At 73.5% G+C, this 16,497-nt stretch carries 17 protein-coding genes; 15 read left to right on the top strand and 2 right to left on the bottom strand.

All coding sequences use genetic code 11. The features are described 5' to 3' along the window. Nucleotides 1-190: 190 nt before the first annotated feature. Together OOK34_RS27015 and OOK34_RS27010 are read left to right on the top strand one after the other, a co-directional pair. The gene (locus OOK34_RS27015; protein WP_267036453.1) at nucleotides 191-712 is read left to right on the top strand and encodes a hypothetical protein; all 522 of its coding nucleotides are present in this window, start codon (nucleotides 191-193) and stop codon (nucleotides 710-712) included. A 147-nt stretch (nucleotides 713-859) separates the two neighbouring features. Further along, a complete protein-coding gene (locus OOK34_RS27010) occupies nucleotides 860-2,686 on the top strand; it encodes a glyoxal oxidase (RefSeq protein WP_267036452.1) in 1,827 nt (608 codons plus the stop codon). A gap of 6 nt (nucleotides 2,687-2,692) precedes the next feature. On the opposite strand, the gene OOK34_RS27005 is transcribed toward OOK34_RS27010, so the two are convergent. Further along, entirely contained in the window at nucleotides 2,693-3,244 is a 552-nt protein-coding gene (locus tag OOK34_RS27005) for a MarR family winged helix-turn-helix transcriptional regulator (protein WP_267036451.1), read from the bottom strand. 39 nt (nucleotides 3,245-3,283) lie between these two features. On the opposite strand from OOK34_RS27005, the gene OOK34_RS27000 reads away from it, so the two are divergent. Together OOK34_RS27000 and OOK34_RS26995 are read left to right on the top strand one after the other, a co-directional pair. Then, on the top strand, nucleotides 3,284-4,219 hold the full coding sequence (locus OOK34_RS27000; RefSeq protein ID WP_267036450.1) for a DMT family transporter: 936 nt from the start codon (nucleotides 3,284-3,286) through the stop codon (nucleotides 4,217-4,219). Between the two features lie 63 nt (nucleotides 4,220-4,282). Next, entirely contained in the window at nucleotides 4,283-4,492 is a 210-nt protein-coding gene (locus OOK34_RS26995) for an acyl-CoA carboxylase subunit epsilon (protein WP_267036449.1), read from the top strand. Between the two features lie 21 nt (nucleotides 4,493-4,513). On the opposite strand, the gene OOK34_RS26990 is transcribed toward OOK34_RS26995, so the two are convergent. Next, complete coding sequence (locus OOK34_RS26990; protein WP_267036448.1) at nucleotides 4,514-6,145, bottom strand: FAD-dependent monooxygenase; 1,632 nt, start codon at nucleotides 6,143-6,145, stop codon at nucleotides 4,514-4,516. Between the two features lie 309 nt (nucleotides 6,146-6,454). Here OOK34_RS26990 and OOK34_RS26985 point away from each other — a divergent pair, with 309 nt between their 5' ends. The 11 genes from OOK34_RS26985 (at nucleotide 6,455) to OOK34_RS26935 (ending at nucleotide 16,495) form a co-directional block, all read left to right on the top strand. Beyond that, nucleotides 6,455-7,552, top strand: a complete 1,098-nt coding sequence (locus OOK34_RS26985; RefSeq protein ID WP_267036447.1) for a SchA/CurD-like domain-containing protein — start codon at nucleotides 6,455-6,457, stop codon at nucleotides 7,550-7,552. Between the two features lie 136 nt (nucleotides 7,553-7,688). Next, nucleotides 7,689-8,135 carry a cupin domain-containing protein gene (locus OOK34_RS26980; protein ID WP_267036446.1) on the top strand — a complete coding sequence of 149 codons (447 nt, stop codon included), beginning with the start codon at nucleotides 7,689-7,691 and terminating at the stop codon, nucleotides 8,133-8,135. After that, the gene (locus OOK34_RS26975) at nucleotides 8,132-9,403 is read left to right on the top strand and encodes a beta-ketoacyl synthase (RefSeq protein WP_267036445.1); all 1,272 of its coding nucleotides are present in this window, start codon (nucleotides 8,132-8,134) and stop codon (nucleotides 9,401-9,403) included. Before OOK34_RS26980 ends, OOK34_RS26975 begins: the two co-directional genes overlap by 4 nt. Continuing rightward, nucleotides 9,400-10,653, top strand: a complete 1,254-nt coding sequence (locus OOK34_RS26970) for a beta-ketoacyl synthase N-terminal-like domain-containing protein (protein ID WP_267036444.1) — start codon at nucleotides 9,400-9,402, stop codon at nucleotides 10,651-10,653. Before OOK34_RS26975 ends, OOK34_RS26970 begins: the two co-directional genes overlap by 4 nt. An 81-nt stretch (nucleotides 10,654-10,734) precedes the next feature. After that, nucleotides 10,735-10,989: an acyl carrier protein gene (locus OOK34_RS26965; protein ID WP_267036443.1), complete on the top strand. Its 255-nt coding sequence runs from the start codon at nucleotides 10,735-10,737 to the stop codon at nucleotides 10,987-10,989. Nucleotide 10,990: 1 nt separating this feature from the next. Further along, nucleotides 10,991-11,470 (top strand): SRPBCC family protein, encoded by a 480-nt coding sequence (locus OOK34_RS26960; RefSeq protein WP_267036442.1) that lies wholly within the window; start codon nucleotides 10,991-10,993, stop codon nucleotides 11,468-11,470. Between the two features lie 38 nt (nucleotides 11,471-11,508). Beyond that, nucleotides 11,509-11,841, top strand: a complete 333-nt coding sequence (locus tag OOK34_RS26955) for a TcmI family type II polyketide cyclase (RefSeq protein ID WP_267036441.1) — start codon at nucleotides 11,509-11,511, stop codon at nucleotides 11,839-11,841. Between the two features lie 382 nt (nucleotides 11,842-12,223). Continuing rightward, entirely contained in the window at nucleotides 12,224-14,293 is a 2,070-nt protein-coding gene (locus OOK34_RS26950; protein WP_267036440.1) for an RICIN domain-containing protein, read from the top strand. 114 nt (nucleotides 14,294-14,407) lie between these two features. Further along, a complete protein-coding gene (locus tag OOK34_RS26945; protein ID WP_267036439.1) occupies nucleotides 14,408-15,046 on the top strand; it encodes a hypothetical protein in 639 nt (212 codons plus the stop codon). A 116-nt stretch (nucleotides 15,047-15,162) separates the two neighbouring features. Continuing rightward, complete coding sequence (locus OOK34_RS26940) at nucleotides 15,163-15,678, top strand: DinB family protein (RefSeq protein WP_267036438.1); 516 nt, start codon at nucleotides 15,163-15,165, stop codon at nucleotides 15,676-15,678. Between the two features lie 76 nt (nucleotides 15,679-15,754). Continuing rightward, a complete protein-coding gene (locus OOK34_RS26935; protein ID WP_267036437.1) occupies nucleotides 15,755-16,495 on the top strand; it encodes an SDR family NAD(P)-dependent oxidoreductase in 741 nt (246 codons plus the stop codon). Nucleotides 16,496-16,497: the final 2 nt, after the last annotated feature.

Here is a 16,497-nt window from a genome sequence, read left to right as displayed (position 1 = left end):
ACGCAGACGCACGCCCCGGACGTCAATTCGTCGGGGGCGTTTTTTGTATGCGCTTGAGCCATCAGGACCCCGGCGGCCCGGTCTCCCCCGTCCGGGGGAGACCGGGCCGCCGGGGTCCTGCCGGAGGCGGCCTCACGGCAGGTACCCGGGGCCGACGCCCGGGCGGGCGGCGGCCGACAGCATGGTGGTCATGACCCGCAACCACACCGCCCCGACCGTTCCCGCCGCGCCCCGCTGGGCCGTGCGGGCCGCGCACATCACCGCCCTGCTCACCCTGCCGACCGGCGTCTGGCGGCTGTTCCTCGCCGCCGGATTCCTCGCGGGATACACCGAGGCCGGCTACGCGGCGGCCGGGATACCCGGCTGGGGCCGCGTGTACGTGGTGCTCCTCAGCGTGGCCAGTGAGCTGCTCGCGCTGCTCACGCTCGGGCTGGTGCGGCCCTGGGGCGAGGTGCTCCCGCGCTGGATCCCGCTGGTGGGCGGGCGCAGGCCGGCGCCGGGCCGGGTGGTGGCCGCAGCCGGGGTCGGCGCCGCCGTCCTGACCCTGGTGTGGACGCCGTTCGCCTTCTGGTGGCTCGTACCCCACCCCGACATGACGGCCTCCGGCGCCGCCCTCGTCGGGTTCCTCTACCTCCCGCTGGCCGCCTGGGGTCCGCTGCTCGGGGCCCTCACGCTCTCCTACCGGCGCCGGCACCGGGCCGGGACGGCCTAAGGGGTGTACGGCGGGCCCGCGGCCACTCGTCCGGGGACGCGGGGTCGCGTCATATGAGGTGATATGCGCCTTGTCTTCTAGCATGGCGTCCCTCCCGCCCCTTCCGCCCCTCCCGCCGACGCGAGCGGTCGCACACCGAGGAGTCGCATGTCCCGAGCACACCGGTCCGTCGCACGGTCCGCAGGCGTGTTCCTCTCCGCGCTGGCCGTCGCTGCGACCCTGGGCGTCCCGGCCTCGGCCGCCGCCCCCGGGCACGACCCCGGGGAAGGCGGGGCCACGGCCGCGGAGGCGGCCGTGATCGGGGAAGAGCATGCGAGGGCGCACGCCGAGCGGCGCCGGGCGGCCCGGAACACCGACGACTACCCGCAGGCCACCCGCACCGCGGGCCTGGCCTCGCTGACGCAGTCGCAGGCGCTGGCCAACAAGGCCTTCCGCCCGGCGGAGTCCGGCCGCTTCGCGGAGTTCTTCCCCTCCCCCGACTTCGGGGTCCATCTCGCCCAGCTGCCCACCGGCAAGGTGCTGCTCTTCTCCTTCGAGCGGGTCGAGGTCAACCCCACCAAGGAAACGGGCCCCACCGACCGGATCGGCCCGACCAACGCTGGCCGCGCCTTCCTCTGGGACCCCGCCAGGGGCACCGGCGCGCGGGCCTTCAAGGAGGTCCGGCCGCCCACCGTGCTGATGCCCGACGGTACGTACGTCCCGCGCCCCGCTCCGTTCTTCTGCGCCGGGCACGCCTTCCTGCCCAACGGGATGCTCGCGGTCTTCGGCGGCAACACCGGCGGCAAGGGCGGCAGCGGCGCGAAGCTGTCCTTCGTCTTCGACCCCTGGACCGAGCACTGGTACCGCAACCGGGACATGGCGGTGGGCCGCTGGTACCCCTCGGCGGTCACCGGCGCCGACGGCCGCCAGATCATCATGTCCGGCCAGTCCGAGCGCGGTACGGGCACCCCCACCCCGGTGGTGGAGCGGTTCCCTGCGAAGGGGCTGCCGGTGCCCTGGCGTCCGTACGACATCCCGCTGGGCGTCGCCGCGGAGCGGTTCGGGGCGGACGCGCCCTTCCGCAACGACTACCCGCACCTGTTCTCGCTGCGGGACGGCATGATCTACGGGCTGGGCCGGGACGCCGACCAGCAGTGGCTGTTCGACCCGGTCAAGGAGACCCGGCGCGACCTGCCCCGCCGCCCGGCGGACTTCCGCGGCTACGGATCCGCCGTGCCCCTCCCGGCGGGCCTGCGCGGGCCGGACTCGGTGCTGGTGCTCGGCGGAGACCCGCGCGACCCGAACACCTACCGGCTGGCGGCCGGGCGGTGGACCACCGAGCGGCCCCGGGCCTTCGGCCGCACCCAGGACGACACGCTGATCCTGCCGGACGCCACCCTGCTCACCGTCAACGGGGCGCTGGACACCCGCGACTACGGCCACGGCCCCTTCAACCCGAAGGCCGACCTCAAGTACCGGCAGACCGAGCTGCGCGACGCGCGCGGCCACTGGCGGCTCGGCCCGGCCCAGCGGCTGCCCCGCGGCTACCACTCCAACGCCCTGGTGATGCCCGACGGGCGGGTGATGGTGACCGGCGACGAGCTCCAGCAGATCGCCAACGACCCCGACATCCGGGACCCGATGGACGGCAGCATCGAGATCTACGAGCCCGCGTACCTCCACCGGGGCGCCCGGCCCGCCCTGGACCGCGCGCCCCGGGGCGAACTCGCCCACGGCGCCGCCTTCGAGGTCCGCAGCTCCACCGCCTCCACCGTCCGGCGGGCGGTCCTGCTGGCGCCGACCACGGTCACCCACGCGGTGAACACCAGCCAGCGGCACCTGGACCTGCCGCTGACCGCGGTGCGGGGCGACACGATCACCCTGCGGACCCCGCCGACGGCGGCGGACGCCCCGCCCGGGTACTACATGCTGTTCCTGCTCGACGCGCGCGGGGTGCCCAGTACGGCCAAGTGGGTGAAGCTGGGCCGGCGCTAGGACCCCCTAGGCGCCGCCCTCCACCGGTGGCTCGATCCGGGCCAGCCAGGTGGTGAGGAGCTCCTCCAGCAGGGCGGCCTCCTGCGGGGCCAGGTCGTCGAGGAGGGCCCGCTCGTTGCGCATGTGCTCGGCGAAGGCGCGGTCGATCACCTCGCGCCCGACCGGGGTGAGGGCGACCACCCGGCCCCGGCCGTCGGCGGCCGAGCGGCGCCGGGCGACCAGCCCGTCCCGCTCCAGCCGGTCGATCCGCTTGGTCATCGCGCCCGTGGTCACCATGGTGTGGGCCGCCAGTTCGCCGGGCGCCCGTTCGTACGGTTCACCCGCCCGGCGCAGCGCGGCCAGGACGTCGAACTCGCCCTCGCCCAGCCCGTGGCGGCGGTAGACGGGGGTGAGGCGGTCGGTGAGCAGCACGCCGATGCGGTGCAGCCGGCCGATCACCCCCTGGGGGCTCACGTCGAGGTCGGGGCGTTCGCGGGACCAGTCGGCCTGGATCCGGGCGACGTGGTCGAGGGGTGCGGGCCCGGGTTCTTCGGGCCGTTGGTGCTTGTCGTGCTTCACCCCTCCAGCATAGCTTCCACGGAAGGTATTATGTCTTCCATGGAAGCCAATCTGCGGTGGTCGCTGGTCACCGCGATCGCCCCCGTGGCGTGGGGCGCGAACTACTACGTCACCCGCGCGTTCCTCCCCGACGGCCACCCGCTCTACGGGGCGGCGATCCGAGCACTGCCCGCCGGGCTGCTGCTCCTGGCGGTCTGCCGCAAGCTGCCGAGCGGCTCCTGGTGGTGGAAGTCGCTGCTGCTGGGCGTGCTCAACATGGGCGGGTTCTTCGCCCTGGTGTACGTGGCCGCACAGCGGCTGCCGACGAGCGTGGCCGCGACGGTGATGGCCACCGCCCCGCTGGCCCTGATGCTGCTCGCCTGGCCGCTGGTCGGCGAGCGGCCGGCGGCCCGGCACCTGGCGGGGGCGGTGCTGGGGGTGGCCGGGGTGGCGCTGATGCTGCTCACCGGGAGCGCCGCGGCCGACGCGCTCGGGGTGCTGGCCTCCGTCGCCGCGATGGCGATGTCCTGCCTCGGTTTCGTCCTGGCCAAGCGGTGGAGCGCCGGCGCCGGGGTCCTCGCCTCGGCCGCCTGGCAGCTGCTGGGCGGCGGGCTCCTGCTGCTGCCGCTGGCCGCGCTGGTGGAGGGCGCGCCGCCGGCCCTCGACGGCCGCGCGCTGCTCGGGTTCGGGTACGTGGTCCTCGTGGCGACGGCCCTGGCCTTCGCCGCCTGGTTCGCGGGGCTGCGGCGGCTGCCGGCCGCCACCGTCGGGCTGCTCGGGCTGCTCAACCCGGTGACGGGGGTGCTGCTGGGCACGGCCGTCGCCGGGGAGAGCCTGACGCCGCGGCAGCTGTGCGGGCTGCTGCTGACGGTGGGCGGCATCCTCCTGGGCAGGGCCGCCGCACCGGCGCGGGCGGCCGCGCGTCGTCCCGGGCGGGTCGCCCGGACGGCTGTGGACGGAGCTTCCCGGCACGACACGCCGTCGGGGGGCTCGTAGCGTCGTCAGCGTCGGGGCCGGACGGCCCGACAGGGGGGTCTCTCCTGCTGGGAGGCCGTGCCGATGGGAAGCGACGTCGCCATATCGAGCCTGCTCCGGGTCCACCGGGGCACCGCCGAACCCGAGGAACTGGCCGCGATCACGGTGGTGGTCGCCTGCCTCGCGGGCCGGGCCGCGCAGCCCCCGCCCCGGCCGGGCCGGGGCGCGCACCGCCGCCCGCGTCCGCGGCCCGCCGGCCACGGATGCTGGGCGGGGTGCTGGGCCTGCCGCTGAGCCGGCCGTCCGCTCATCCGCTCAGGAGCGCCGCAGCAGCCGTGTCAGGGCGTCCGTGAGCGCCCCTTGCGGGTCGGCCGCGGCGCCCTCCGAGCGCCAGGCCACGAATCCGTCGGGTCGTACGAGGACCGCCCCGTCGGCCGGCAGCGCGTGGACCTCCGCCCAGTCGGAGTCGTCCGCCGGGACCAGGTCGGCCTCCGGTGCGGAGCCGATCGCGTAGGCGTCCAGGTGCGCGCCCATCTCCCGCGCGACCTGCGTCGCCGCCTCCCGCCAGGGCGTGCCCGCGCCGCTGAGGAGCACGAAGGAGCGCTCGTAGAGGTCGAGCGTGGAGATCCGCTCCCCCGCCCGGGTCAGCCACATGTGCGGGGCGCGGGTGCCGACGTCGCCCTTGAGGCGCATCTCCTCGGGGATGACCGGCCGCGAGGGGTCGCCTCCGACGACGGCGCCGCTCGGGTAGCAGTAGCCCATGGCCGTGGTGAGGACCCCGCTGCCCGGTCCGCCGCCCATGGTGGGGGGCGGTACGTAGCCGGGGTGGCTGTGCTCGGCCGAGCGGGCGGAGGCGCGCGCGGCCGTGGCGAGGGCCACGGGGAGCCGTTCGGCCTCGTAGGTGTCGAGCAGCCCCGGCCCGGCGGAACCGCCGAGCACCGCGGCCAGCTTCCAGGCCAGGTTGTGCGCGTCCTGGATGCCGGTGTTGGAGCCGAAGGCGCCGGTGGGGCACATCTCGTGGGCCGCGTCCCCGACGAGGAACACCCGGCCGGCCCGGTACTGCTCCGCGATCCGTTCGGCGGCGTGCCAGGGAGCCTTCCCGCCGACCTCGACGTCCAGGTCGGGCACCCCGATGGCGCCCCGGATGTGGGCCACGCAGCGCTCGTCGGTGAAGTCCTCCAGGGTCTCGCCCGTCTCCGGATGCCAGGGGGCGTGGAAGACCCACTGGGCCTCGTTGTCCACCGGCAGCAGCGCCCCGTCGGCACCCGGCTTCATCAGGTAGCAGACGATGAAGCGCAGGTCGCCGAGAAGCCCGGCCAGCCGTTCGGAGCGGAAGACGATGCTCACGTTGTGGAACAGCTCGCCGCTGCCGCTCTGAGGGATGCCGAGCGACTCCCGGACGGGGCTGCGCGGCCCGTCGGCGCCGATCAGGAAGTCCGCTCGGACGGTGAGGTGCTCACCGGTGTCGCGGTTCTTCACCAGGGCGTTCACTCCGGTGGCGTCCTGTTCGAAGCTCATCAGCTCCGTGGAGAACCGCACGTCGGCGCCCTGCGCGCGGCTCTGCGCGGCCAGCAGCGGCTCGATGTTGTTCTGGCTGCACAGGCACCAGCCGGTCGGGCTGAAGCGGCGCAGCGCGCCGCCCGGATCGACCGCCTTGATGAGCCACTTGTGCTCGCCCCCGATCAGGGCCTGCGTCTGCAGGATGCCCTGATTGGCCTCGAGGGCGGAGGCCTCCTTGCGGATGGCGGGTTCGGCGCCCGCCGTCCGGAACAGTTCCATCGTCCGGGCGTTGATCCCCCGTCCGCGGGGGTGGACGGAGGTACCGGCGTGCTTCTCGACCAGCAGGTGCCTGATGCCGTGGCGGCTCAGGAACAGCGAGGTGGACAGGCCCACGAGGGAGCCGCCCACGACGAGGACCGGTACGCGAACATCGGCATGCTCTTCCATCAGCTGCTGGCTCCTGTTTCGTGTGGGGGGCAGTGGACGCCTTATGCCCCCGATCAGCGTTCTTGCCCGGGCGAGTCGCGTCTTGTCACCCGCTTGATCCGGAGATGTAGCGATCCGTACCCGGCCGGATGACGATGAGCGACAGCGGCGGCCCCACTTGGGCCACACCGTCCGCCGTTCCCGACCGCGCAGCCCCGTGGGGCCCGCGGGCCCCGCACCCCCCGGGCAGTTGCCGCAGATGACGCACGTGAGCGCGTACGCGCCGGGTCCGCGGACCCTCACGAAAGGCCCTCACGAAGGAGTGAGCAGATGACAACCACCCTGTCCGAACGGGTGTCGCAGTCCGCGTTCGACGGCTCCATGCTCCGGGTCGTCCTGCTGATGGACCTCCACGAGGGTGCCCAGCAGCGGTTCTTCGACGCCTACGAGCAGCTGCGGCACGACATCGCCTCGGTGCCCGGGCACCTCGGCGACCAGCTCTGCCAGTCCTTCGCGAACCCCTCGCAGTGGCTGATCACCAGCGAGTGGGAGAGCGCGCCGCAGTACCTCGCCTGGGTGAACAGCGAGGAGCACGTCGCGCAGGTCCGGCCGCTGGGCGCCTGCGCCCGCTCGATGCGCCCGCTGACCTTCACCGTCCTGCGCGAGACCGGCAGGCGGTACGAGGCCCCGGAGCGGGCGCTGGGCGCCCGGCTCCAGGGCGCGCCCCGGCTCGGCGAGGGCATCGTGCGGCACGCGCTGACCTTCACGGTGAAGCCGGGCAGCGAGCCGAAGGTCGCCGAGATCCTGTCCTCGTACTCCTCCCCGGCCGCCCGCGTCGACGACCACACCCGGCTGTGCCGCACCTCCCTGTTCATGCACGGCAACCGGGTGGTCCGGGCCGTCGAGGTACAGGGCGACCTGACGGCGGCGCTGCGGCACGTGTCGGAGCAGCCCGAGGTGCGGGCCGTCGAACAGGCCATCAACCCGTACCTGGAGCAGGACCGGGACCTGTCCGACCCGGAGTCGGCCCGGATGTTCTTCATGCGCGCGGGCCTGCCGGCCGTCCACCACGTGGCCGCGCACGGGCCGCTGCCGGACCGGGTGACCCGGCACGCGCTGTTCTACCCGGCGAAGGCGGGCTGCGGGCCGCTCGTGGCCCGGTTCCTGGCCCGCCAGGACGAGGCCGCGGCGAAGGTGGCGACCTCCCCCGTGCTGAGCAGCAGCATCTTCCAGCGGGACGACGTCGTGGTCCGGCTCCTCGACGTCAAGGGCCCGGCCGACGGCCGCTTCGCGGGCGGCTTCGGCATGGAGGGACCCCGCAAGGCGGCGGTGCTGGACCGCCTGCTGGCCGGGGCGCCCGGCGCCGCGCCGGCCGCCCCCCACCCCATGGACCTGATCACCGACCGTCGGGCTCCGGCGCAGTCCTGATCCGGCACAGTCCTGATCCGGCGCAGTCCTGATCCGGACGGGCCACGGGTACCGCCCGGGCCCGGTCCCCGCTCCATCCTCATCACCCCGGCAGCCCACGCGCACGCAGGCTCCGATCCGCCAGGAGGAAGTCAGCATGACCAGACATCAGCCGCGCATCGTCGACCTCAGCGAGACCCAGCCCAACCGCAGGCGCGGAGGTGATCTGCGCGCCGTGCTCACCCCGACCTCGGTGGGCTCGACCAGCGGATTCATGGGCCTGGCGGTGATGGCCCCGGGCGAGTCGATCGCCGAGCACTACCACCCGTACTCGGAGGAGTTCGTGTACGTGGTCGCCGGGACGCTGGAGGTCGACCTCGACGGCGAGGCCCACCCGCTGCGCACCGACCAGGGGCTGCTGGTCCCGCTGAACATGCGCCACCGGTTCCGCAACGTCGGCGACACCGAGGCCCGGATGGTCTTCCACCTCGGCCCGCTCGCCCCGCGCCCGGAACTCGGGCACGTGGACACGGAGGAGGCCCCGAACCCGGACGCCTCCGCCTGGGCGGAGCGTCCGCCCGAGCGCTCCGGAGCGGTCTCGTGACGCGCCGGCGGGTGGCCGTCACCGGGGTGGGCGTCGTGGCCCCCGGCGGCATCGGCACCTCCGCCTTCTGGGACCTGCTCTCCAACGGCCGTACGGCGACCAGGGGCATCACCCTCTTCGACCCGGCCGGGTTCCGCTCCCGGATAGCCGCCGAGGTCGACTTCGACCCCTGCGAGCACGGCCTCGGCGAGGACGAGGCGGCCCGGGCGGACCGATACATCCAGTTCGCCCTGGTCGCCGCCCGCGAGGCGATGGCCGACGCCGGGCTGGAGCTCGACGAGGAGGGCGCCTGGCGTACGGGCGTCTCCCTGGGCACCGCGGTCGGCGGTACCACCCGGCTGGAGCACGACTACGTCGCGGTCAGCCAGCAGGGGGCGTGGTGGGACGTGGACCACCGCCTCTCCTCCCCCTTCCTGCACCGGGCGTTCACTCCCGCCACCCTCGCCTCGGCGGTGGCGGAGCAGACGGGGGCGCGCGGCCCCGTACAGACGGTCTCCACCGGCTGCACGTCCGGGCTCGACGCCGTCGGGTACGCCGTGCACTCCATCCAGGAGGGCCGGATGGACGTGTGCGTCGCCGGCGCCTCGGACTCCCCCGTCTCCCCCATCACCGTGGCCTGCTTCGACGCCATCAAGGCGACCTCGGCGAACAACGAGGACCCGGCGCACGCCTCCCGGCCCTTCGACGCCGACCGGGACGGTTTCGTCCTCGGTGAGGGCGGCGCCGTGCTGATCCTGGAGGAGCTGGAGCACGCCCGGGCCCGCGGGGCCCGCGTCTATTGCGAGATCGGCGGCTACGCCACCTTCGGCAACGCCCACCACATGACGGGTCTGACCGCCGAGGGGCTGGAGATGGCCCGGGCGATAAAGACGGCCCTGGCGCAGGCCCGGATAGACGCCCGGGAGATCGACTACGTCAACGCGCACGGCTCCGGCACCAAGCAGAACGACCGCCACGAGACGGCGGCCGTCAAGCGGGTGCTCGGGGACCACGCCTACAAGACGCCGATGACCTCCATCAAATCCATGGTGGGGCACTCGCTCGGCGCCATCGGGGCGATCGAACTCGCGGCCTGCGTCCTGGCCATGACCCACCACGTGGTGCCGCCGACCGCGAACTACGAGACCCCCGACCCCGAATGCGATCTGGACTACGTGCCGCGCACCGCCCGCAGCCACACCCTGCGCAGCGTGCTGTCCGTCGGCAGCGGCTTCGGCGGCTTCCAGTCCGCCGTGGTCATGACCCAGCCCAAGGAGGTACGCGCGTGAGCAGCGGTACTGCCGGCAAGACGGTGGCCGTCACGGGCATCGGGGTCGTCGCGCCCAACGGGATCGGCGCCGACGCCTTCTGGAAGGCGACCCAGGCGGGCGACAGCGTCCTGGACCGGGTGACCCGGCAGGGGTGCGAGCACCTTCCGGTACGGGTCGCGGGTGAGGTACGGGGCTTCGACCCCGGGGCGCTGGTCGAGGACCGCTTCCTCGTCCAGACCGACCGCTTCAGCCACTACGCGCTGGCCGCGGCCGACCTCGCGCTGGAGCACGCCCGGCTGGGCCGGGCCGACTACGAGGACGACCCGTACGCGGTGGGCGTCGTCACGGCGGCCGGCTCGGGCGGCGGCGAGTTCGGGCAGCGCGAGCTGCAGCGGCTGTGGGGGCAGGGCCCCCGCTACGTCGGCCCGTACCAGTCGATCGCCTGGTTCTACGCGGCCAGCACCGGCCAGATCTCCATCCGGCGCGGGTTCAAGGGCCCGTGCGGGGTGGTGGCGAGCGACGAGGCGGGCGGGCTGGACGCCTTCGCGCACGCCGCCCGGGCGATCCGCCAGGGCAGCCGGGCGATGCTGGTCGGCGCGACGGAGGCACCGCTCGCGCCGTACTCCGTGGTCTGCCAGCTGGGTTACGAGGGGCTCAGCACCGCGGAGGACCCGGAGCGCGCCTACCGGCCGTTCACGGCGAAGGCCTGCGGGTTCGTCCCGGCGGAGGGCGGCGCGATGTTCACCGTCGAGGACGCGGCGGCGGCCGTGCGGCGGGGCGCGCCGGTGCGGGCCCTGCTGGCCGGCCACGCCGCCACCTTCACCGGGCCCGGGCGGGCGGAGGAGTCCGGGGACGGCCTGGCCCACGCCATCCGCGGCGCGCTGCGGGAGGCCGGTCTGGCTCCCGAGGAGGTGGACGTGGTCTTCGCCGACGCCCTGGGCACGCCCGAGGCGGACGCGGCGGAGGCCCGGGCGATCCGGGAGGCGCTCGGCGGGCACGGCGCGAAGGTGCCCGTCACCGCGCCCAAGACCGGTATCGGGCGGGCGTACTGCGCGGCCGGCACCCTCGACGCGGCCGCCGCCGTCCTGGCGCTGGAGCACGGCGTCGTACCGCCCACCCCGAACGTCTTCGACGTCTGCCACGACCTCGACGTGGTCACCGGCAGCGCCCGCGTCGCCCCCCTGCGCACCGCGCTCGTCCTGAGCCGGGGCCGGATGGGGTCGAACGCGGCACTCGTCCTCCGCAAAGGGCCCGAACCCGGCGCGTAGGGATCGGTACCCCGCATCTCAGGGCCGGGCGCGGGCCACGGCCCGGTCCGGTCCCCGGAAGCAGGAAAGAGAGAAGGCACCATGTCCGACCGACTGACCTTGGAAGAGCTGGCGACGCTCATGAAGACCGCCGGCATCACCGTCGACCCCACGGAGCTGGCGAGCCGCCCCGACTCCCAGTTCGACGACTACGGCCTGGACTCGCTGGGCCTGCTCGGCATCGTCGGCGAGCTGGAGAACCGGCGGGGCCGGGCGCTGCCCACGGACGCCGACCGCTGCAAGAGCCCGCGCGAGTTCGTCGACCTCGTCAACAACAGCCTCATGACAGGAGCCTGACATGCCTGGACACACCGACAACGAGATCATGGTCAAGGCGCCCGTCGACGTCGTATGGGACGTCACGAACGACCTTCCCAACTGGCCGCAGCTGTTCAGCGAGTACGCGTCCGTCGAGATCCTCGAGAAGGCCGGGAACACCACCCGGTTCCGTCTCGCCATGCACCCGGACGAGAACGGCGTGGTGTGGAGCTGGGTCTCGGAACGGACCGTGGACCGCGCGGGCCTGACGGTGAAGGCCCGCCGGGTGGAGACCGGCCCGTTCGCGCACATGAACATCCACTGGGAGTACGGCGAGGTGCCCGGCGGCACCCGCATGCGGTGGGTCCAGGACTTCGCCATGAAGCCGGACGCGCCGATCGACGACGCGGGGATGACCGACCGCATCAACCTCAACTCCCGGATCCAGATGGAACTGATCCGGGACAAGATCGAGCAGGGCGGGCGGGGCAACCGCAAGCCCGTGGCCGGCCACCGCTGAGGCTCCCCCGCCCTCCCGAGTCGAAAGGCAACCTCCCGATGCACCAAGCCCTCATCGTGGCCCGTATGGCACCCGGTTCGGCGCCCGACATCGCCGGCCTGTTCGCGGCCTCGGACGCGGGTGAGCTGCCCCACCTGGTCGGGGTCAGCCGCCGCAGTCTCTTCCAGTTCGGGGACGTGTACATGCACCTGATCGAGGCCGACGCGGATCCCGGTCCGGCCATCGCCAGGGTCACCGGGCACCCGGAGTTCCAGGACCTGAGCGAGCGGCTCTCGGCCTTCGTCAGCCCGCACGACCCGAAGACCTGGCGGAGCCCGAAGGACGCGATGGCCCAGCGGTTCTACCTCTGGGAGCGGGACTCCGCCCGGTAGTCCGTACGGGTGCCCAAGCCGGCGCCGCACCCACCGGGCGGCCTGGGCACCCACGGACACGCGCTCCGTCGCCTCCCGCTTCACGGCTCGTAACGGGGGGAATTCGGCAGGTAGTTTTTGAATGAATACCTGACTGAATTCCCGTCAACAAGGTTCCACCTCATATCTCGATTTGATAACGAGATCTTGGAAAAGGCCTGGACCTTTCCCGGTCGACGCGCGTAACTCCCCTTGTTTTTAAGCAAGTTGACAGTTCATCAAATCAAGCCACAAGGTAACGGATAGATTTCTCGGGCCGGGCTCCCGTTTGTCCGAATCCTCCGAGGCGCCCATCTGGCAAGCTTCCGCGCACCCACTCTCCTGACCAGGACTTGAGGTGCGCATGACAGCACGATCCAGCGGCCGGCGCCGGAAACCCGGCCACCGGCGCAAACCCCGCAAGCTGATACTCCTCACCGCCGCCGTGGCCTCGGCGGCGGTACTCGCGGGAGGCATCGCCTACTCCGGACTCGGCGGCGACGCGGAGGCGACCACACCCGCACTGGCCGGAGCGCCCGCCGCCCCCGCCGAACCGGCCGCCGCACCGGCCCGGGACGCGGAACCGGCCCCGCTCGCGAGCACGCCGGCGAACGAGAACACCCGCGGCATGGTCTACGACGGGCTCAAGACGGCGCCCAAGGGCGACCGTTGCGTCGGCGTCTACCGCACGGAGGCCGGGCACTGCACCCACGGCCCCGACGCTCCCCCCGGGGGCGTGGACATCAAGCGGGACGTCGAGCCCGTGGTCCGTACGAAGGCCCCCGCGGCCGACCCCGCCTCCCCCGCCGACGCCGACCCGGCCGCCACGGAAGGCGGCGGGCGTCCTCAGGACGCGCCCGCCGCCGACGCCCGCAGCGCCGCGAGCGCGGCCGCCCCGGCCCCGCCGGCCTCCGGCAGCCAGGCGGTCGCCGCCGGGCCGGCCGGCCAGACCGTGCAGTGCGAGGGCGACGGCACCACCGGCAACCGCGTCCAGGTCGTGTACGCACACGGCCCCGGCCGCGACCGGTACGCCGAGTACGTGGCCTCCTTCCGCAAGTGGGCGGCCGACGCCGACCTCATCTACTCGGCGAGCGCCAAGGAGACGGGCGGTGTCCGGCACATCCGCTACGTGACGGCAGCCGACTGCACCCCCTCGGTGCTCAACATCGAACTCCCGGACTCCGCGCTGTCGGAGTTCAGCGCCACCAACGCCGCACTCGCCGGCAAGGGCCTCGACCGCCGCGACCGCAAGTACATGATCTTCGCGGACACCCAGGTCTACTGCGGCATCGGCACCTTCAACGGCGACGAGCGGCCCGGCCAGAACAACCTGAGCAACTTCGGCCCCTCCTACGGGCGTACGGACTCGGGCTGCTGGGGCGGCCACACCGCCGCGCACGAACTCGGCCACAACCTCGGCGCGGTCAACAACAGCGCCCCCAACACCAGCCGGGGCGCGCACTGCACGGACGAGTTCGACGTCATGTGCTACTCGGACACCCCGTACTACCCGAAGATGCGCGACGTGTGCCACAACCAGGCCGCCGAGAACATCCTGGACTGCAACCACGACGACTACTTCCACACCAGTCCGAAGGCCGGCAGCTACCTCGCCACCCACTGGAACATCGCCGACAACCAGTTCCTGATGCGTTCCGGCGGCGGTGGCGGCACCACCCCCGACCCGAACCCGAGCCCGTCCCCGACGGCGAAGCCGAGCCCGTCCCCCACCAAGAAGCCCTCGGGCGCCCCCGCGGTGACGGCCGGTCAGATCCAGTCGGACTCGGTGGTGCTGAGCTGGCCCAAGGCCGAGGGCGCCGCCTGGTACCAGGTCCTGCTGAACGGAAAGCACCTGACCTGGGTCCAGTCCACCTCCCTGCGCGTCTACAACCTCAAGCCCGGTACCGCGTACACGGCCGCCGTGTCGGTCCGCGACGGCTCCGGCCGTGACAGCGGCCCCGGCAAGGCCGCGTCCTTCCGTACGACCGACACCGGCGGCGGCGCCACCACCCCGGGCACCCGCTACGTGCTCGGCAACGGCAGCAGCGGCACGGCCGCCGAGCTGTGGGGCGGCCGCACCGCCGACGGGACCGTGCTCGTCGCCGGACGGACCAACGGCTACGCGCAGCAGCAGTGGTACTTCGACGACGCGGGCAGCGGGCTCGTACGGATCCGCTCCGCTGCGTCCGGCAAGTGCCTCCAGCCCGGCGGCGCGCCGGCCGCGGGCATGTGGGTCGCGCAGCAGCCCTGCGGGAACTCCGCCGCCCAGCAGTGGCGGATGACCTCCCGCGACGGTGCGGTGACCATCACCGACCCGAGCGGCGGCCACGCCCTCACGGTGAGCAACCGGCCCTACTACGGGACCTGGCTGCTCGAACTCCAGCGCGCGGACGGCCGTCCGGCGCAGGTCTGGACGGCCCGCAAGGCCGGCTGACCGATTCCCCGATCCGGCGGGCGGCCGTACTCCCCTACGGCCGCCCGCCCTTCGGCTTTCCCTCCCGCACCACCCCTCCCGCGCCTCCCCTCCCTCACCTGGAGCAACGTGCCGATGCGCCGACCCCTCCCGAACCTCGCCGCCCTGGCCTTCGCCGTACTCGCCCTCCCCCTGCTGTGCCTCGCCCAGAGCGTCGCCCTGGCCGGTCCCGCCCGTGCCCACGGCGACACCCTGAAGGTGGCCATCACCGGCCAGCGCGACGGCCGTGTCACCGCCGACGTCACCTGGGAGAACGACGGGGACGCCGTCGAGGAGGCCGTGGCCGCGACCGTGAACGCCGTCAGCGCCGACAAGACCCGTACGGCGGGCCCGTGGCGGCTGGTGCGCGACCCCGGCAAGGCCGCCGGGTGGACCACGGCCGAGGCACTGCCGCCCGGCACCTGGACGGTGACCATCGACGCGGGCTTCCCCTCGCTCGGGCACACGCACCAGGAGGTCTCCGTACCGGTGGTGGACCCGGCCCCGTCGGCCCCGGCCTCCGCCCCGGCCTCCCCGGCCGCACCGCCCGCCTCGCCCTCCCCGTCCGCCCCCTCCTCCACCCCTGCCTCCCCCGCCGCCCCCGCCACGCCTTCCGTTCCGGCGGAACCGGCCGCGGACGGCGACGCCAGCGGATGGTGGACCACCGCCGGGGTGGCCGGGATCGCCCTCGCCGGCGCGGCCGCCGGGATCTTCCTGCGCCGCTCCCGCCGCTGACCGGGTCCGGAGTGTCGCCCCGCCCCACCGGGCGGGGCCTTGCATGGTGGTCCCGGCAGCAGCTCTCCACGGAGCTCCCTACGGAAGCTCTCTACAAACATGGCTGGGGACGGCACATGAAGGCCACAGAAGTACTGGCGGACGGCTTCGGACGCATCCGGGAGGTGGTCCACGAGGCAGTCGAGGGGCTCCCGGCCGAGGAGCTGAACACCCGGCCCGACCCGGAGGCGAACTCGATCGCCTGGCTGGTCTGGCATCTGACCCGGATTCAGGACGACCACGTGGCCGACGCCGCCGGGCTGGCGCAGGTGTGGCGGGCCGGCGGCTGGGCCGACCGCTTCGACCTGCGGCTGCCCGCCGCGGACACCGGCTACGGGCACACCGCCCGGCAGGTCGCGGAGGTCCGCGCCGACTCGGCCGAGCTGCTGCTCGGCTACTTCGACGCGGTGCACGAACAGAGCCTGCGCTTCGTGCGGGGCCTGGCCGCCGCCGACCTCGAGCGGATCGTCGACGAACGCTGGGACCCGCCGGTCACCCTGGGGGTGCGCCTCGTCAGCGTCCTGGCGGACGACCTCCAGCACGCGGGCCAGGCCGCCTACGTACGGGGCCTGCTCCAGCGGAGATCCGCATAGCGGAAAGCAATTTCCAACATGCGATAGGTTGGGGTCGGTTCAGTCCGGCAACCCAGCCCTTCAGCAGGAGGAAATGATGAGCGAGTCCCGCGTCGCCCTGGTCACCGGCTCTTCTTCGGGCATCGGCGCTTCCATCGCGCAGCGGCTGGCCGACGAGGGGATCCGGGTGGTCGTCAACTCGGCCCGCAGCGCACAGGCCGGGAAGGAGCTCGCCGCCGGCCTCCCCGAAGCCGTGTACGTCCAGGGCGACGTCTCCGACCCCGAGGACGCGCGGCGGATCGTCCGGACGGCGATCGACACCTACGGACGGCTCGACATCCTCGTCAACAACGCCGGTGTGACCCGCTTCATCCCGCTCGACGACCTCGAGGCCGCGGACGCCGGGGCCTGGCGGGAGATCTTCGACGTCAACGTGGTCGGGGCCTGGCAGATGATCACCGCGGCCGTCCCGCACCTGCGGGAGTCCGGGGCGGGCTCCATCGTCAACGTCTCGTCGGTGTCGGCCACCCGGGCCCTCGGCAGCTCCATCCCGTACGCCGTGAGCAAGGCCGCGGTCAACCACATGACCCGGCTGCTCGCCTCCCAGCTGGGACCCTCGGTCCGCGTCAACGCGGTGGCGCCCGGGCTGATCGACACGCCCTGGTACGACGGGGCGGAGGAGGTCTGGGAGAGCTCCCGCGAGTGGATCACTGACAACACCCCGCTGCGCCGGGTGGGCACGCCGGAGGACGTCGCGGAGGCGACCCTGTACCTCGTGAACGCCGCCTACACGACCGGGGACGTGCTCACGGTCGACGGCGGCCGCCACATCGTCTGACC

The organism is Streptomyces sp. NBC_00091, from assembly GCF_026343185.1.
Taxonomy (GTDB): Bacteria; Actinomycetota; Actinomycetes; order Streptomycetales; family Streptomycetaceae; genus Streptomyces.
The sequence above is the reverse complement of the archived record's forward strand: the minus strand, read 5'-3'. Positions and strand labels throughout refer to the sequence as shown.